This window comes from Chitinilyticum aquatile DSM 21506 (genome assembly GCF_000430805.1).
Lineage (GTDB): Bacteria > Pseudomonadota > Gammaproteobacteria > Burkholderiales > Chitinibacteraceae > Chitinilyticum > Chitinilyticum aquatile.
The window spans coordinates 118,499-133,564 of sequence record NZ_AUMS01000004.1; the positions used below are offsets into that span (position 1 = coordinate 118,499).

14 protein-coding genes are annotated in these 15,066 nt (G+C 60.5%); 6 read left to right on the forward strand and 8 right to left on the reverse strand.

From position 1 onward, the window contains the following. Positions 1-68 precede the first annotated feature (68 nt). Positions 69-671 (reverse strand): glutathione transferase GstA, encoded by a 603-nt coding sequence (gstA, locus tag H559_RS0103295; RefSeq protein ID WP_028451516.1) that lies wholly within the window; start codon positions 669-671, stop codon positions 69-71. Positions 672-835: 164 nt separating this feature from the next. Between gstA and H559_RS0103300 the strand changes: the two genes are divergently transcribed. Then, positions 836-2,527: a DUF2813 domain-containing protein gene (locus H559_RS0103300; protein ID WP_028451517.1), complete on the forward strand. Its 1,692-nt coding sequence runs from the start codon at positions 836-838 to the stop codon at positions 2,525-2,527. Positions 2,528-2,588: 61 nt separating this feature from the next. Here the strand turns inward: H559_RS0103300 and H559_RS18670 are convergent, their stop codons facing one another. Beyond that, positions 2,589-2,930 (reverse strand): hypothetical protein, encoded by a 342-nt coding sequence (locus H559_RS18670; protein ID WP_155845272.1) that lies wholly within the window; start codon positions 2,928-2,930, stop codon positions 2,589-2,591. A gap of 89 nt (positions 2,931-3,019) precedes the next feature. Then, positions 3,020-3,349 carry a hypothetical protein gene (locus H559_RS0103310; RefSeq protein WP_028451518.1) on the reverse strand — a complete coding sequence of 110 codons (330 nt, stop codon included), beginning with the start codon at positions 3,347-3,349 and terminating at the stop codon, positions 3,020-3,022. A gap of 74 nt (positions 3,350-3,423) precedes the next feature. Between H559_RS0103310 and H559_RS0103315 the strand changes: the two genes are divergently transcribed. The 3 genes from H559_RS0103315 (at position 3,424) to H559_RS0103320 (ending at position 5,468) form a co-directional block, all read left to right on the forward strand. Continuing rightward, positions 3,424-4,218 (forward strand): cysteine hydrolase family protein, encoded by a 795-nt coding sequence (locus H559_RS0103315; RefSeq protein WP_028451519.1) that lies wholly within the window; start codon positions 3,424-3,426, stop codon positions 4,216-4,218. A gap of 153 nt (positions 4,219-4,371) precedes the next feature. Continuing rightward, a complete protein-coding gene (locus H559_RS22525) occupies positions 4,372-4,674 on the forward strand; it encodes a hypothetical protein (protein ID WP_155845273.1) in 303 nt (100 codons plus the stop codon). A gap of 194 nt (positions 4,675-4,868) precedes the next feature. Beyond that, a complete protein-coding gene (locus H559_RS0103320; RefSeq protein WP_162143288.1) occupies positions 4,869-5,468 on the forward strand; it encodes a GNAT family N-acetyltransferase in 600 nt (199 codons plus the stop codon). 164 nt (positions 5,469-5,632) lie between these two features. Here the strand turns inward: H559_RS0103320 and H559_RS0103325 are convergent, their stop codons facing one another. Next, on the reverse strand, positions 5,633-6,607 hold the full coding sequence (locus H559_RS0103325; RefSeq protein WP_034639570.1) for an ABC transporter substrate-binding protein: 975 nt from the start codon (positions 6,605-6,607) through the stop codon (positions 5,633-5,635). 1,261 nt (positions 6,608-7,868) lie between these two features. Here H559_RS0103325 and pncB point away from each other — a divergent pair. Next, positions 7,869-9,077 (forward strand): nicotinate phosphoribosyltransferase, encoded by a 1,209-nt coding sequence (gene pncB / locus H559_RS0103335; protein ID WP_028451522.1) that lies wholly within the window; start codon positions 7,869-7,871, stop codon positions 9,075-9,077. Positions 9,078-9,260: 183 nt separating this feature from the next. Then, positions 9,261-10,421: a glycoside hydrolase family 18 protein gene (locus H559_RS0103340; RefSeq protein ID WP_028451523.1), complete on the forward strand. Its 1,161-nt coding sequence runs from the start codon at positions 9,261-9,263 to the stop codon at positions 10,419-10,421. Positions 10,422-10,761: 340 nt separating this feature from the next. On the opposite strand, the gene H559_RS0103345 is transcribed toward H559_RS0103340, so the two are convergent. The 4 genes from H559_RS0103345 to ltaE all read right to left on the reverse strand — a co-directional run bounded on the left by H559_RS0103345 (position 10,762) and on the right by ltaE (position 14,947). Beyond that, a complete protein-coding gene (locus H559_RS0103345) occupies positions 10,762-11,637 on the reverse strand; it encodes a methylated-DNA--[protein]-cysteine S-methyltransferase (RefSeq protein ID WP_051278877.1) in 876 nt (291 codons plus the stop codon). Positions 11,638-11,827: 190 nt separating this feature from the next. Continuing rightward, positions 11,828-12,733, reverse strand: coding sequence for a helix-turn-helix domain-containing protein (locus H559_RS21335; RefSeq protein WP_028451525.1), 906 nt, complete (start codon positions 12,731-12,733; stop codon positions 11,828-11,830). Positions 12,734-12,841: 108 nt separating this feature from the next. Then, a complete protein-coding gene (locus H559_RS21340) occupies positions 12,842-13,753 on the reverse strand; it encodes a helix-turn-helix domain-containing protein (RefSeq protein ID WP_028451526.1) in 912 nt (303 codons plus the stop codon). Positions 13,754-13,906: 153 nt separating this feature from the next. Beyond that, positions 13,907-14,947, reverse strand: coding sequence for a low-specificity L-threonine aldolase (ltaE, locus tag H559_RS18685; RefSeq protein WP_051278878.1), 1,041 nt, complete (start codon positions 14,945-14,947; stop codon positions 13,907-13,909). Positions 14,948-15,066 lie beyond the last annotated feature (119 nt).

A 15,066-nucleotide genomic window follows, 5' to 3' on the forward strand; every position in this document is an offset into this window, starting at 1 on the left:
AGCACATACCCAATAAAACAGCCCGGCAATGCCGGGCTGTTTTGTTACCTGCGGCTGATGCCTGCCACTCAGATCAGTCCTTCTTCCCTGAGTGCCTTCTGTACCGCCGGGCGCGCGGCAACGCGGCCGTGGAACGCAGTCAGCGCCGGATACATCGAGAGGTCGATTTTCAGGTAATCGCACCAGCCCAGCAGCGTGAACAGGTAGCCATCGGCGACGGAAAATTCGCGCAGCAGATAATCATGCTGGCCGAGCACCTGGTTGAGCCGCGCGAAACGCAGCGCCAGCCGTTCCAGCAGCAGTGTCTTGCTCTTGTCGGGCACTTCGTCGCTGAAGAAGGGGCTGAGGCATTGATGGATTTCGGAGGTGAGGAAATTCAGCCACTCCTGCAGACGGTAGCGCGACAGTGTGCCATTGGGCGGGGCCAGATGCTTTTCCGGCACCAGATCGGCAATGTACTGCACGATGGCCGGGCCTTCGGTGAGGATTTCTCCGTCGGGCAATTCCAGTGCCGGCACGCAGCCGATCGGATTCACGTCGTAGAAATTGCGGCCGCTTTCCGTCGTGTGGGTGGCAAAGTCCATGCGCTCCAGCGTGTAGTCGAGTCCTGCTTCAGCCAGTGCAATATGCGGTGACAGCGAGCAGGCACCGGGAACGTAATACAGCTTCATGGCAACTCCTTTGACTTTGACGAAGTGGGGAAGAATGACTGCATCGTGCGCCACCCGGCCGCGGTTTACAATACGGGACAGCTTGCAGCGCCGCTGGCCGGCCGATTGTCAGCCGCTGCATTCTGGATGAAACTCTTGCCATTGATTCTCACCGGACTTGGAGCATGCAGCTGCAGCGCATCCAGATTGCCAACTTCCGCGGCATCAGCCAGATCGATCTGACGCTGAGCGATGCGGCCACGGCGCTGTTCGGCGAAAACAACTGGGGCAAGACCAGCCTGATCGTCGCGCTATCGCGCTGCCTCACGCCACCGGAAGCCGGGCAGCCGCTGTTCACGCTCGACGACTTTCACCGCGTGGCCAACAACCGCTCCAGCATTGCCAAACGCCTGCACATCACGCTCAGCTTTGCCTTGCGCGAAGGCGAAACCCTGCCGGATACCCGGCTGGCGCCGCTGTGCCTGCCGGCGGCCGGGTCGGAACAACTGCTCGTCGTGCGCTTTGCCGCCGAGCGTTTCGGCCACGGCGAGTGCCGCTCGCGCCGCAGCTTTCTCGATACCGACGGCAACGAAGTGGCGGTGGCGGATGCCGATACCCTGCTCGACACGCTGATCCGCCTGCATCCGGTCTTGCGCTTCAAGGACATGATGCTCACCGACTGGCTGGAGCATCCGCGGCTCGCCAACCGCCCGCCGCCCGATGTCGAGCCGCGCCCGGCCAGCGATGCGGTACGCGGCGTGTTCGAACGCATCCTGTCGCTGCCGCACCAGCTGCACCCGGAAGAACTCGGCGCGGGGCTGGCCGCCATGCAGACGCTGCTGCACGAGCACCGGCAACTGCTGCAGCACACCGCGCCCGACCAGCGCACCGCCGAGGACATTGCCGCCGCGCCCTTGAGCTTTCGCAGCGAAGACAGCCTGATCGAACTCGCGCAGCGTTCCGGCTCCAGCCTGCGCCGCGTGGCCCTGCTGATGCTGCTCGGCGCGCTGCTGGCTGCGCGTGGCGAGCACCCGCTGCATGCCGACGCGCAGCCCATCCTGCTGATGGAAGACCCGGAAACGCATCTGCACCCGATCCAGCTGGCGATGATGTGGGGGCTGATCGAACAGCTGCCGCTGCAGAAAGTCGTCACCACCAACAGCGGCGACCTGCTGGCGAGCTTTCCGCAGCACGCGCTGCGCCGGCTGGTGCGCCAGCCCGCGCACATCGAGGTGTACCAGCTGGCGGAAACCGCACTGTCGATGGCTGATGCGCGCAAGGTGGCGTTCCATATCCGCAGCAACCGCGCCAGCAGCATGTTTGCCCGTGTGTGGCTGCTGGTGGAAGGCGAAACCGAATTCTGGCTGCTGCCCGAACTCGCGCGCATCTGCGGCGTGCATTTCGCGGTGGAAGGCATCCGCTGCGTCGAATTCGCGCAGACCGGGCTATCGCCCCTGATCAAATTCGCTGACCACCTCGGCATCCGCTGGCATGTGCTGTGCGACGGCGACGATGCCGGGCAGAAGTACTACCAGCGCACGCAGGCACTGCTGCGCGGGCGCGATGCGGCCCGCCACATCACCGCGCTGCCGAGCCGCGACATCGAGCATTTCCTGTGGGACAACGGCTTCGCCGACACCTTCCGCGCGGCCATCGCACCGAAAACCAATGGCAACCCCTGGCACGAAGCCGCACTGGCCCGGCAAGAGCCGTTGCCCGACGAAGAAGTCATCAACCGTGCGCTGCGCTACAACAGCAAGCCCGGCATGGCGCTGGAAATTGCCGAAGCCGCCGACATCAAGGGTCGTGCGGCCATCCCCGCGCAGCTGCAGACGCTGTTTGCCACCGTGCAACAGCTGGCCAGCGACATCGCCTAGACTCACGGGGTATAGACCTACAGGCCCTTAATATCAGAGCCTGCATCTACATACATGGCAATTACCGGGTTTGCTCAAGCACAATCCATTCCGAAGGGATGAACATGTATGCAATGGTGAGCATGATTTTCCAGCCACGCAGATTGCTGCGCACCGAGAATACATTGCCTGCTTCTGTTGCCTGGAAGGTAATGACCGGTGTCTTGGCCCAATCGAGGCAGACCTGAATCGTGTGCGTGCCCGGTTCAACGGTGAATGTCACCGTTTTCCCATTGGCAATGGCGCCCACTGTTTTGCCGTTGATCAGAACTTGATAGTTGCGCAGGCGGTCGGCGTAGCCGCTATCGCGTGTCAGCGTGATTTCCGGCATGAATGGCGCACTGAGGGCTGGATGGGTAAGCAAGGAAGCTTATCAGCCCTGAAAGGCAATGCCAATTCTGGAGCCTCGCTCATATGGACTGGCGCTCGCATCGATGGAGAGCCGGTTCCGCTTCAGAACAGGAAGGCGTAGAGAAACATCGCGCCCAGATCGGCCAGCATGGCGATGATCACCAGATACAGCGCATTGAACACCCAGTGGTCCTCTGGCGGAATTGCATGGCGGTCGGCCTGCGAGAAAATCAGGTCGGTCACCCCGCTAGTTTCGCTGTTGAACTGGCTGACGATCAGGCGCGGATCATTGAAATGCCGTTCACGCAGCTCGCGCTCGTTCTCCAGCTCGAAATCCGGGTAATAACGCAGCACCAGCCGGCGCGCGCGCTGAAACAGCTCGGCATACAGAACCCCCAGCGCAGCCATGATCAGTAATAGTGCCAGCGTCATTGCAATATCCCGCCCCAGTTTCACCTGTCCGTCATCATGATAAGCTAGCCCTTCACTCGCTGAAAGGAAATGCCATGCGCACGCAGCTGCTGCTGATCGACCCGCAATACGACTTCTGCGATATGCCCGGCGCGGCGCTGCCGGTGGCCGGCGCCAATGCCGACCTGCAGCGGGCAGCACAACTGATAGCCCGGCTGGGCGACCGGCTCGGCGCGATTCACGTCACGCTCGACACGCACCAGCCGCTCGACATCGCCCACCCGGTCTGGTGGCGCGATGCGGCGGGCAACCCGCCTGCGCCATTCACCGTCATCACCGCGAATGAGGTGCACGCCGGGATCTGGCTGGCGCGCGACCCCGCGCAGCAGGCGGCGAGCGTAGCGTATGTCGACGCACTGGCCGCCAGCGGCAAATACCAGCTCGTCATCTGGCCCGAGCACTGCCTAGCCGGCAGCCCCGGCCACACCGTGCAGCCGGACGTGCTCGCCGCGCTGCACAACTGGAGTCGCAGCCAGCTCAAGACGGTGAACTTCGTCAGTAAGGGCATGAATCCGCACACCGAGCATTACTCCGCCATCCAGGCCGAAGTGCCCGACCCGCACGATCCCACCACGCACCCCGACACCGCGTGGCTCGCGCAACTGGCACAGGCCGACACCTTGCTGATCGCCGGCGAAGCACTGTCGCACTGCGTCGCCAGCACCGTGCGCGACCTCGCCGCGCAACTGCCGGATCGCATTGACCGCTTTATGCTCTTAACTGATTGCAGCAGCCCGGTGCCGGGCTTCGAGGCATTCGGCGAGGCGTTTGTGGCGGAATTGACCAGTAAGGGAATGAAGCTGGCAACATCATCTCGCCAGGATCTCTGAGCCACTTCCAGAGAAAACCAGTTTGATCGTTCCGGATGCGCCCAGAAAGCCAATATTGCGTGATTCGGTCAATATCAGTGCATGATCTGGCGATTCCTTAGCTCATAGCGGATCGATAAAATCGACTGTTATTTATCCGCGCATAACTATCCCATGCCTCCGTTTTCATCTCCAATGCTCTCCGCCCTTCATGCAAACGCCCCTGTTTCTGATTATCCCGAACAGATGATGCTTTATGGTCAGTTCGTTGGTGCGTGGGAAGGTTTTGACCGGTTTCCTTCCCCGAATGGCGTCGACGAAGTAAGTTGCGAGGTTGTGTTCGACTGGGTGTTGGAAGGGCGTGCAATTCAGGATGTATGGATTGCCCCTGCGAGAAAAGATCGCCTTACCGCTCTACCTCCGGAAAATCTATATGGGACAACCTTTCGTGTCTACGATCCGGATCGGGATGAATAGACTATCACCTGGATCAATCCGGTCACGCAAGCATTTAATCGCATGACCGGCCGGAAAGCGGGGGATGATATTGTTCAGGAATATTTCACGAAAACTGGTTTGCGATGCCAGTGGTGCTTTACCGAAATAACCGCTGATTCTTTCCACTGGATCGGACGCGAAACCGAAGATGATGGGGAAACATGGTCCATCACATGCGAATTCTTCCTTCATCGGAAAGCATCGCGGTGAAAATTCGGGCTCGTTCTTCCCGCGTCAATACTATTTGTGAAACTCACATTGTCCTCGAAAGCCGGCACTGCAGTATTGAATCCTTTTCGGAAAAGGACATTGACGCGGCGATGGAACTGCTGGCCGATTCCGATGTCCGAAAATACCTTGGCGGAGGCTTATCGGAGTCGCAGGCAAGAATCAGGCTGCAGCAGATGGCGCAGCCAATAAATCACAGCATTTTTCCTTCACGTTTTCTCACGGTGCGAAAACGTGAGACTGCTGATTTTCTAGGCATAGTCAGTATTTGCCCGTGGCACAGCCCCTGGTTCAGCGAGTATTCCTTCGAATTTCTTCCTGCCCACTGGGGCAGTGGGTATGCCTTTGAAGCCTCCTGTGCCGTTATTTCACATGCCTTTACTCACTTGGGTATTTCAAGCCTTCTGGCTGAAACACAGACCGCGAATGTCCGTTCCCGCACTCTCCTGACACGGCTGGGCTTCAAGCTGGAAAGGAAATTGTGCCGTTTTGGGGCAGAGCAGTCCCTGTATGTTCTGCTCCAGCAGGCACAGGAATCAGCATAACCAAAGAATTTTCCAAGGCTCTTTTCGTGCCAGTTCCACAGGAACGCGACTGATCACGCTCAAGCGCAGCAATCACCGCTACGCTAATCCGGCTAATGCGCAAGCTAGATCATTTCCCGCACGAGAGAGTTTTCTGCAACTGGCCTGAAAGACCCGCGGCAACCTCAATCCAGATAACGGCTCTGCTTCGCCAGCCACTCCGGCAGGATGATACTGAAGCGCTGCAGCTGGCTTCGGCTGAAGACAAAATCGCTGCTGTTGCCGATCTGCGGATTGATTTCCTGCGGCTTCACGTGTTCAAAGAGGATTTTTCGCGCAATGCGTCCGGCTTGCCGGCCCTGTTCGCGCCCGCTGACCACCATCCCGCCGATCGCGCCCTGCGCGCCAACTGCGTGCTCCCAGAAGGCAAAGAGCGGTGCCCGGCTATTGGCATTGGTCCAGGACAGAACCGCATTGCCATCCAGCGTCTTGCCCTTTTCATCGCGCAGCGCCTGATAGGTCGCCACGACGATGGCCGCGCTGCCATCACCGGGTACGGCACGCACGGCGGACTGCCATTCGGCAAACGTACCCAGATACTGTACCCGCACACGGATGCCGGCAACCTCATGCTCATCCTGCTTGCCCAGCACTTCTTCTTTCAGCACCTGCGCGGTGAGGTCACGGTCAAACAGCAACACCACCTGCCTGACGCCGGGCAGCAATTCCTGTAGCAGGGCGATATTGCGCCGCACCAGCGGCCGCTCCAGCACACCCGTACAGTTACTCCCCAGCGGATACATGCGCGGGTTATTGTTCACCCCCAGATACACCACCGGAACGCTGGTGCCGGCCAGAGGAGCGGCAAGGAGTTTCACCGCCGCATCATCGCCCAGCACAACCAGATCGGCCGGATTGGCCTTCAGATACGCCAGGGCACTATCCCGCCTGGCTGGCCAGGCGGATTCCGGCTGGCGTTTGGTATCCAGTGCAAAGCTGTCCAGCCGGCACTCCGGCAATGCGGTGGCGAGGGCCGCCTTGTACTGCGCATCCCAGGCAAATTCGGGGTGATAGCTTTCGATGACCAGCACGCGGCAAGCCAGCGCCGGCAAGGCCAGCAGCAAGAACAAGACGGCAAGGCATCGATTCCGTGTTTTCATCAGGAAGGGCCGGAAAAAGGCAAACGTTCGGCTGTCAATTTTCTGACGGCTCGCATCTGGCCAGTATAATCTGATCTGGGCTAGCGGGTAATTTGGGGCACGGTCGCTGACTAGAGTCAAGGCATGACGCAAACTGAGTGCCGCAACAGACTACCGTGCCGTACTGATGCGAATTGCTCCCGCTGACTGGTGTGGCGATTGACATGCGTACGATTACGCTGCGCTAATCGTACCTACGCGGGCTCAAAAAGCAGGAAAAACAACCAGCGGAAGAAGTGCACCCAACGGGGGTACCAATTGAAGCAATTGGAAATTCACTGCCCAAAGCGAACATTTAAATGTCAAAATATTTAAAGACTATTTGATTACCACACTCCACACACCCAAGCCGACTCCACACCCATCGGAGCATACTCAATCACAAGCATAGTGTCGCACCACATAAGCAACTTAAAAATTCCATTCAATGGAATTGGGAAAATCGTAATAGAAAATTCAGATCAGCGAAAAACCACACAGCTTCTTGACACCCTGACAGTTCACAGCGACACCATTGGAAATTTCTCCAGCATAGATAACGAAGCCTAGCAAGAGAATTTCACCAAGCAAGTTTTCAACGAAATAAAGTATGCTGCACAATTTCTAGAAATCGAGCCAACACCACTAGATGCTATTGAGCAAAGAATAATCGAAGACCATTTCACCATAAAGGCGAAATGGAAAGAAAAAAGCTCTCCAGACAGAAGATCAAAAATATCAATAGAGTGGACGCTTGGTGAAGACCTCACAATCAATGCATACATCGTCAACAAATCAAAAAACAAGGAATTTCGTGCAAGCATAACAAAAGGCACACCAACTTTAGGCGTAGTTGCTTTATGTCTAGGTGATATAAAGTGGATATCTAACGAGGCTTGCGCACTAATTCAGAGCAACAAGCGAGATTACTGGGAAATCAACACAATTACTGGCAACGTGAGATTTATTTATCAACGAGCTGAATATGGCGACCCTCATGGCCAATATGACTATGGATTAATGCTGATAAATGGCTGTAGCTTTTTGGAAACGAATGAAGCAGCAGGATGGCATTGGGTTGAAAAATCCGCAGAACAAGGCTTTGGACGAGCGATTAAAATGCTGAAAAATCGAGGACTGCCCGCGTAGGTACGATTAGCGTAACCTAATCGTCCGCATGCCCACTTCCGGCGCCCATCTCATCCGGCGCATACTCCCCTCACCCCACGACGCCTTTCCGCCCATGCCCGCCTTCCTCCCCGTCATCGAGTCGCTGCTCGACACCGATCTGTACAAGTTCACCATGATGCAGGAGATCCTGCACAAGCAGCCGCAGGCGCAGGCGGAGTATGCGTTCAAGTGCCGCAATGTGCCGGAACATTCGCTCGCTGATTGCCGAACTGAAATCGACGCGCAGCTTGATCATTTGTGCAGCCTGCGTTTTGCCGAACCCGAGCTGGCGTATCTCGGCGGGCTGCGCTTCATCAAGTCCGATTTCGTCGATTTCCTGCGGCTGTTCCAGTTGCAGCGACGCTTTATTCGTGTGGATGTGGCGGACAACGGCAAGCTGACGATCCGCGTGCGCGGGCCGATGCTGCATTGCATGCTGTTCGAGATTTATGTGCTGGCCATCGTCAACGAGGTGTATTTCCGGCAGTTCCCGCAAGAAGCCGCGCTGGCCACCGGGCGCGCGAAGCTGGCGGAAAAACTCGCGCAGTTGCGTGACTTTGGCAGGGAAACCCCGCGCCGCCATCCCTTCGTGTTTTTCGATTTCGGCACACGGCGGCGCTTTTCGCGCGACTGGCATGCCGAGGTGGTGGCGACGCTGGCTGCCGAAGCGCAGCCGGCGTTTCGCGGCACCAGCAACGTGTTGCTGGCGATGCGCTACGGCCTCACGCCCATCGGCACGATGGCACACGAATACCTGCAGGCTTTCCAGAGCTTCGGTTCGCGGCTGCGCGATTTCCAGAAGAACGCGCTGGAGCACTGGGTGCACGAATACCGCGGCGATCTGGGCATCGCACTGACCGATGTGGTGGGCACCGATGCCTTCCTGCGCGATTTCGATCTGTATTTCTGCAAGCTGTTCGACGGGCTGCGCCACGATTCAGGCGATCCGTTTGCCTGGGGCGAGAAGGTGATCGCGCATTACGAGGCGATGCGCATCGATCCGGCGACCAAGCAGCTGGTGTTCAGCGACGGGCTGAATCTGCCGCGCGCGTTTGCGCTGTATCGCCATTTTGCGGATCGGGCGAAACTGGGTTTTGGCATCGGCACCGATCTGTCCAACGATTGCGGGCACGAGCCGCTGCAGATCGTGATGAAGCTGGTGGCGTGCAACGGCCAGCCGGTGGCAAAGGTGAGCGACACGCCGGGCAAGGGCATGTGCGAGGACGTGAATTTCCTCAACTACCTGTGCGATGTGTTCCGGATTACGGGCAAGCAGGCTTAATACCAACCACCCTATTAATGCACAACCCTTACTTTAAAAGGGTTTTTGGCACATACCCTGCCTTTGCCCGCCTTGCGCGATTCGGACAAGGCCGGGGGCGAATCCGGCCATTCCTGCCGGCATGCCAGCGGCGTAGAGTCCAGCCATCGACACGCCGCATGCTGCGGCACAAGGGAGACGATGATGCGAAATGCGGTACTGCTGGGCCTGCTGGCCCTGTCCGGCCCGGTACTGGCTGGCGACAAGCTGATTTCCTACCTGCCCACCTGGAAAGACGAGGCCAGCATCGCCAAGGCAGGCGAGCGCCTGCCGCAGCTCAGCCATGGCATCCTGTCCTTTGTCGAGGTGAACGAAGCCGGTGAAGCCTTCATTCCCGCCGGCACCAGGGCGGGAGCCAAGGTATGGCAGGCGCAGTTTACTGCTGCGAAAAAGGTCAATCCCGACTTCACCTGCATGTGGGCCATCGGCGGCTGGACCGGCTCGAAGAACATCGCGAAGACGGCGCGCACGGAAGCCGGCCGCGCGAAGCTGATCGCCTCGTCGATTGCCATCATGCGTGACTGGCAGTGTGGCGGGCTGGATCTGGACTGGGAGCATCCGGTCACCGGCGGCGATTTCGCGGCGGATGCCAGCCCGGCCGATCTGCAGAACTGGGTCAGCCTCTTGCGCGAATTCCGCACGGCGCTCGATGCCGCCGGCAAGGCCGACAAGCGCAAGTACGTGCTGACCGCTGCCGTGCCGGCGCTCAACGGTGGCTGGGTACTGCAGGGCTACGATCTGAAGGGCGCGCTGCCCAGCCTCGACTGGGTGAACCTGATGGCCTACGACTATGCCGGCGGCTGGAGCAAGACGACCACGCTGCAGGCCGCACTGCACCCGGTGCCGGGCGATCCGGATGGCCAGGTACTGGCGATCAGCAAGGCCATCGACTACTACAAATCGCAGGGTGCGAAACCCGAACAGCTGGTGCTGGGCGTGCCCTTCTACGGCCGTGCGCTCGGCAATGTCGCCCCCGGCCCGAAGGGTGACGGGCTGGCGCAGCCGATGTCCGGCCCCGGCCTGAAAAATGCCGGCGGCGATGGCTCGTTTGCCTATGCCGAGCTCGGCAACTACCTGGGCAAGGAAGGCTGGAAACTCTACCGCAGCAAGGAGGCCGGCAATGCGCCTTACCTCTACAACGCGGCCAGCAAGGATTTGCTGACCTATGACGACCCGGAATCGCTGGCCGAGAAAGTGAAATTCGTGAAGGCGCAGAAGCTGGGCGGCGTGATGATCTGGGAAATCACGCAGGATGACGCACAGCACACGCTGTTCGATGCGCTGCGCAAGGCAAACGGAAAGTAAGGATCATCATGGGTATATGGCTTCATGCCTTTTAATGAAATGGCTGCAGCCATATACCCAATGAAATATATGACTATGTCTCTGCTTCAGAATCGTCATTCCCGCGTACGCGGGAATCCAGATGAGGGTGTGAAACCAAGCTTCGCTCTGGATGCCCGCCTTCGCGGGCATGACAAAAAGGATTTCTGAAAGAGAGACATAATCAGGTGAAAATAATCGGCCGCATTGCCGATCCGGAACGCCAGTGGCGCGCGAGCGGGAATCCGCGTTTCCGTGTGAACGCTCGCCCTGCATCCGGATGCCCGTCTCGCCCGCAAGGGAATCAGCCAGATCGCGAGCTTCACTCGCCTCCCGCCGGCGCCGAGCCGGCTTCCTCCCACAGCTGCATCGCCAGCTTGCGCTCGCTGCCCCAGCGGTATTGCCCCAGTACGCCCGATTCGCGGATCACGCGGTGGCAGGGGATCAGATAGCCGATGCTGTTGGCCGCCAGCGCACTGCCCACCGCCCGTGCCGCGCGCGGGGCACCAATCTGTTCCGCCAACTGGCCGTAGGAAAGCCGTTCGCCCGCCATCGTGCGCAGCAGCGCTTCCCACACGCGCAGCTGGAAGTTGCTGCCGCGCAGCACCAGATGCAGCGTGCCGCGCTGCGGTACGACCGGGAAAATCCGTGCGATCAGGGCGGCCGCACCCACCTCATCCAGAAGCCGCTGCGCTGCCGGCCACTGCGCCACCAGTTCAGCCAGCCGCCCGGCTTCGTCGCCAGCGCAGAAGGCCAGATAGCTCAAGCCCCTCGCCGTCCAGCCCAGCAACGCCGTGCCGAAAGGCGAGGCGGCGAAGCCATAATGCAGCGTCACACCAGCGCCACCCTGGCGGATTTCACCCGGCGTCATCGCTTCGCAGGTAATCATCAGATCGTGCAGCCGTCCGGGGCCGGACAATCCCGCTGCATGCGCGGCAGCCAGCACATCAGCGGCCGAACGCAGCGCCTGGCGGGCGCGCGCCTGTGCCAGGTATTGCAGGAAACGCTTGGGGCTGATGCCGGCCCACTCGGAAAACACCCGCTGCAGATGCGCTTCACTCAGCTGCACCGCACGGGCGAGCTCGGGCAGCGCGGGCTGGCGCTCGGCATTGGCGCAGAGATAATGGATGGCGTCCGCCACCACGGCATAGTGCGGGTCGGATGGCAGAGCGGGCGGAGAAAAGTCAGCGGCATTCATCGGGCATTCTCAGGCAGGGCTGGCTGCCAGTATGCGGCAGCGCCCCATCATCCAGCCACCCGATTCCTGCTGTCGCACACACAGCGGCATATTTGCCGCCACTCACCACCATACATTCCAATGTATGGCCATCAGACCATTTCAAATAAATGGCCTTGAGCACATACCCGGCTATTTATCAGGACAAAAGTTACACCGGCCGGATCGGCAGGAAAAGGCGTACGCGCACGCCCTCCGCGCTGCAGCGCCACTGGCTGATGTAGGGGCGGCACATATCGGCCGTCCACACGCTCTGGCGCTCCAGCCAGTCCTCGTGCATCCACTGCATGGTCACCGGCTCGTTGCAGGTTTCCAGCATGGCGTATACCCCGCCCGGCACCTGCCGTGCCAGCAATCCCGGTGGCGGCGGGCCTTCTGCCAGCAGGCCGACATCATTGACCGAATCTTCCGGGCGGACAATGCCCGAGTCCTCGGGGCTCAGCCCGCAGCCCCAGAAATTGTCGCCGGCAATCCCGCTGCGCAGGCAGGCGACGATCAAGTCCTCGACCTGCCGGTTCAGCGCCGGCCCCCACTGGCCGAAAAAGCGCTGATACCACATGCCGCAAGGCGCCAGTCGCCGGATCTGCACACGGCTGCTCACATCCCAGTACTGGCTGCGCAGGCCGGCCCAGTGCTCGACATACTCCTTCATTTCCGGCGAGGGGTCGGCCGCTTCCAGCTCGCGCATGTGCTGCAGGTTCTGCTGCAGATAATCGCGCCACGCACCACGGCGCCAGTCGCTGGGCGAAAAGCCGAACTGCTGGCGGAAGCTGCGCGAGAAGCTGGCATTGCTGGCAAAACCGCATTCATGCGCCAGCTGCAGCAGGCTGGTTTTGCTCTCGTAGCGCACGCGCAGCGCCACCCGCTGCAAGCGGCGCTGACGCACGTAATCCATCGGCGTGGTGCCGACGGCATCGCCGAACACGCGCTCGAAATGGAAAGGCGAATAACAGGCCTGCGCCGCCAGCGTGTTGACCGAAACACTGCTGGACAGGTTGTGGTCCAGGTAATTCGTCAGCTGCAGAATGCGCGACATGCGGTGGTCAAGCGGTTCCATGATTTTTCCAGGCTGGAAATGGGCTGAATCTACTCCGAAGTTTGCCAGCCGTATGCAGGCAGCATTTAACCGATCTTGCGTTTTGTTGCGCCAGGGCTGCCAGCAGCATCAGCTGCGCCTTACCGGAATCAGGTAGCTGCCGGACGTCTGCACGCCATTGTCCATGCGCATCATGGTCATAATGGGGCGTGTGGCATCGGCAATCCAGGCGGTCTGCTTTTCCAGCCAGTCCTCGTAAATCCAGGCGCTGAGCATTTTCTGTTCACCGAAATCGAGACAGGCATACCAGCCACCGGGCAGCGTGCGCGCAACCATCCCGGGCGGCGGGGAGCCGTTGGCGACCAGGCACAGTTCGGTGATGAATTGCCCGGGCGCGACAAAGCCGTTATCGGTCCACCACACATACACCCATTGCGAGGCGGCATCGGCGAGGCCCAGCCGGTTCAGCTCGGCAATCGTGGCATTATTGCGCTGCATGAGTGCATAGATGCCTTCCGGCAGCCCGAATGAGCGCGTGGCCCATGTAGCGGTGCCACGCAGGCAGCGCAACTGCACGCGGTCACCCACATCATGGCGATTGGCCTCGGCCTGGCCCTGCCATTGCCGGGCATGCCGGTACCAGATCTCCGGCTCGCGGGCCACCATGGCGTCCCACCGTGCGCCACTCTGACGCAGGTAGTCACGCCAGGCGCCGTGTCGCCAGTCGCGGGGGCTGAAGCCGAAAAACTGCCGGAACGCGCGGGAAAAACTGGCGTTGCTGCCAAAGCCGACTTCGTTCGCCAGCTGCAGCAGGCCGGTTTTCTCGTGCCGCACGCGCAAGCCGGCACACAGCAGGCGGCGCTGCCGCACGTAATCCATCGGCGTCAGGCCGACGATGTCACCGAAAACCCGGTCAAGATGAAACGGCGAATAGCAGGCGGCCTCGGCCATGCCCTGCAGGGTAATGCCCTCGGCCAGATTGGATTCGATAAAGTCCGTCAGCTTCAGAATGCGGGCTTCGCGATGATCGAGCGCGTCCATATTGCTGCGGTTCTCCGGCAGGCTCGGTATGCGTCAGGTTCTGCAGATGGATCAAGAGAACCTGCCCTCCCCTGCCAGGCAGGGTTGCGGAAAAGCTTACCGCGAACGCGGGCTGACTACTTGCGGCATCGCAAACCCAGCCCACACGGCGGCTTACCGCACGTCCTGCGCCTTCAGTGCGACGAGCAAGGCCTGCGCGGCAGTCGCGACATTGGCACGGCTTACCGCCCAGTGCGTCACCAGCCGCAGCAGGCCGTCTTCCGGCGGATTGATCCTGATGCCCTCTGCCAGCAGGTCGGCCGCCAGCCGTGCGCCATCCAGCGACTCCGGTACGCGGCACCAGACCAGATTGATGTCGAGCTGATCGCGCAGCACTGAGATACCGCACTGCCCGTCGATCAGGTCAGCCAGCGCAGTGGCGTTGGCATGATCTTCAGCCAGGCGCGCGCGCATTTCGGTGAGGCCCAGCAGACCGGCGGCGGCGAGAATGCCGACCTGGCGCAGGCCACCGCCCAGCAATTTCCGTTTCTTGCGCGCAATCTCGATAAAGTCACGCGAGCCCAGCAGCAGCGAGCCCACCGGCGCGGCCAGCCCTTTCGACAGGCACACCATCACCGAATCGGCGCAGGCCGCCAGCGCCGCCGGGTCTTCGCCCAGCGCCACCGCCGCATTGAACAGCCGCGCGCCATCCAGATGCACGGCAAGGCCTTTTTCAGCGGCCAGCCGCCGCACCGCCTGCATACCGGCCAGAGGCAGCGCGCGACCGTTGGAATGCGCGTTTTCCAGCGCGATCAGCGCGGTTTTCGGCAGATGGATGTCGCCGGTCGGGCGGATGCGCGGGCGGATGGCGTCAACGCCCAGCTCGCCGGCATGCGTCGGCACCGGCCGCAGATTGGCGCCGGCAATCACCGCTGCCGCACCGACCTCGTGCCAGACCAGATGCGCATCCTCGCCGCAGATCACTTCGTCGCCGGGCTGGCAGTGCGTGAACAGCGCCAGCTGGTTGCCGAAGGTGCCGGAGGGCACGAACAGCGCGGCTTCCTTCTGCAGTAATTCGCTCGCCAGCGCTTCCAGCCGCTGCACGGTGGGGTCATCACCGTAGACGTCATCGCCCACCTCGGCTTCAGCCATGGCGCGACGCATCGCGGGAGTGGGCGGGGTAACGGTGTCGCTGCGCAGGTCGATCCAGTTCATGGCCTTCTCGTTTGGGGGTGATCAGGAAAAGCCCATGATACGCGGTGGCCGGCCCGCCGCGCAGCGGTACTAGTCCGAAGCGTCAGGGGAAGGGAAAATCGGGTAAAATCAGCGTTTTG

Coding starts and splice junctions, on each gene's coding strand:
- gstA (WP_028451516.1), bottom strand. CDS start 671: ATGAAGCTGTATTACGTTCCCGGTGCCTGCTCGCTGTCACCGCATATT.
- H559_RS0103300 (WP_028451517.1), top strand. CDS start 836: ATGCAGCTGCAGCGCATCCAGATTGCCAACTTCCGCGGCATCAGCCAG.
- H559_RS0103310 (WP_028451518.1), bottom strand. CDS start 3,349: ATGACGCTGGCACTATTACTGATCATGGCTGCGCTGGGGGTTCTGTAT.
- H559_RS0103315 (WP_028451519.1), top strand. CDS start 3,424: ATGCGCACGCAGCTGCTGCTGATCGACCCGCAATACGACTTCTGCGAT.
- H559_RS22525 (WP_155845273.1), top strand. CDS start 4,372: ATGCCTCCGTTTTCATCTCCAATGCTCTCCGCCCTTCATGCAAACGCC.
- H559_RS0103320 (WP_162143288.1), top strand. CDS start 4,869: ATGCGAATTCTTCCTTCATCGGAAAGCATCGCGGTGAAAATTCGGGCT.
- H559_RS0103325 (WP_034639570.1), bottom strand. CDS start 6,607: ATGAAAACACGGAATCGATGCCTTGCCGTCTTGTTCTTGCTGCTGGCC.
- pncB (WP_028451522.1), top strand. CDS start 7,869: ATGCCCGCCTTCCTCCCCGTCATCGAGTCGCTGCTCGACACCGATCTG.
- H559_RS0103340 (WP_028451523.1), top strand. CDS start 9,261: ATGCGAAATGCGGTACTGCTGGGCCTGCTGGCCCTGTCCGGCCCGGTA.
- H559_RS0103345 (WP_051278877.1), bottom strand. CDS start 11,637: ATGAATGCCGCTGACTTTTCTCCGCCCGCTCTGCCATCCGACCCGCAC.
- H559_RS21335 (WP_028451525.1), bottom strand. CDS start 12,733: ATGGAACCGCTTGACCACCGCATGTCGCGCATTCTGCAGCTGACGAAT.
- H559_RS21340 (WP_028451526.1), bottom strand. CDS start 13,753: ATGGACGCGCTCGATCATCGCGAAGCCCGCATTCTGAAGCTGACGGAC.
- ltaE (WP_051278878.1), bottom strand. CDS start 14,947: ATGAACTGGATCGACCTGCGCAGCGACACCGTTACCCCGCCCACTCCC.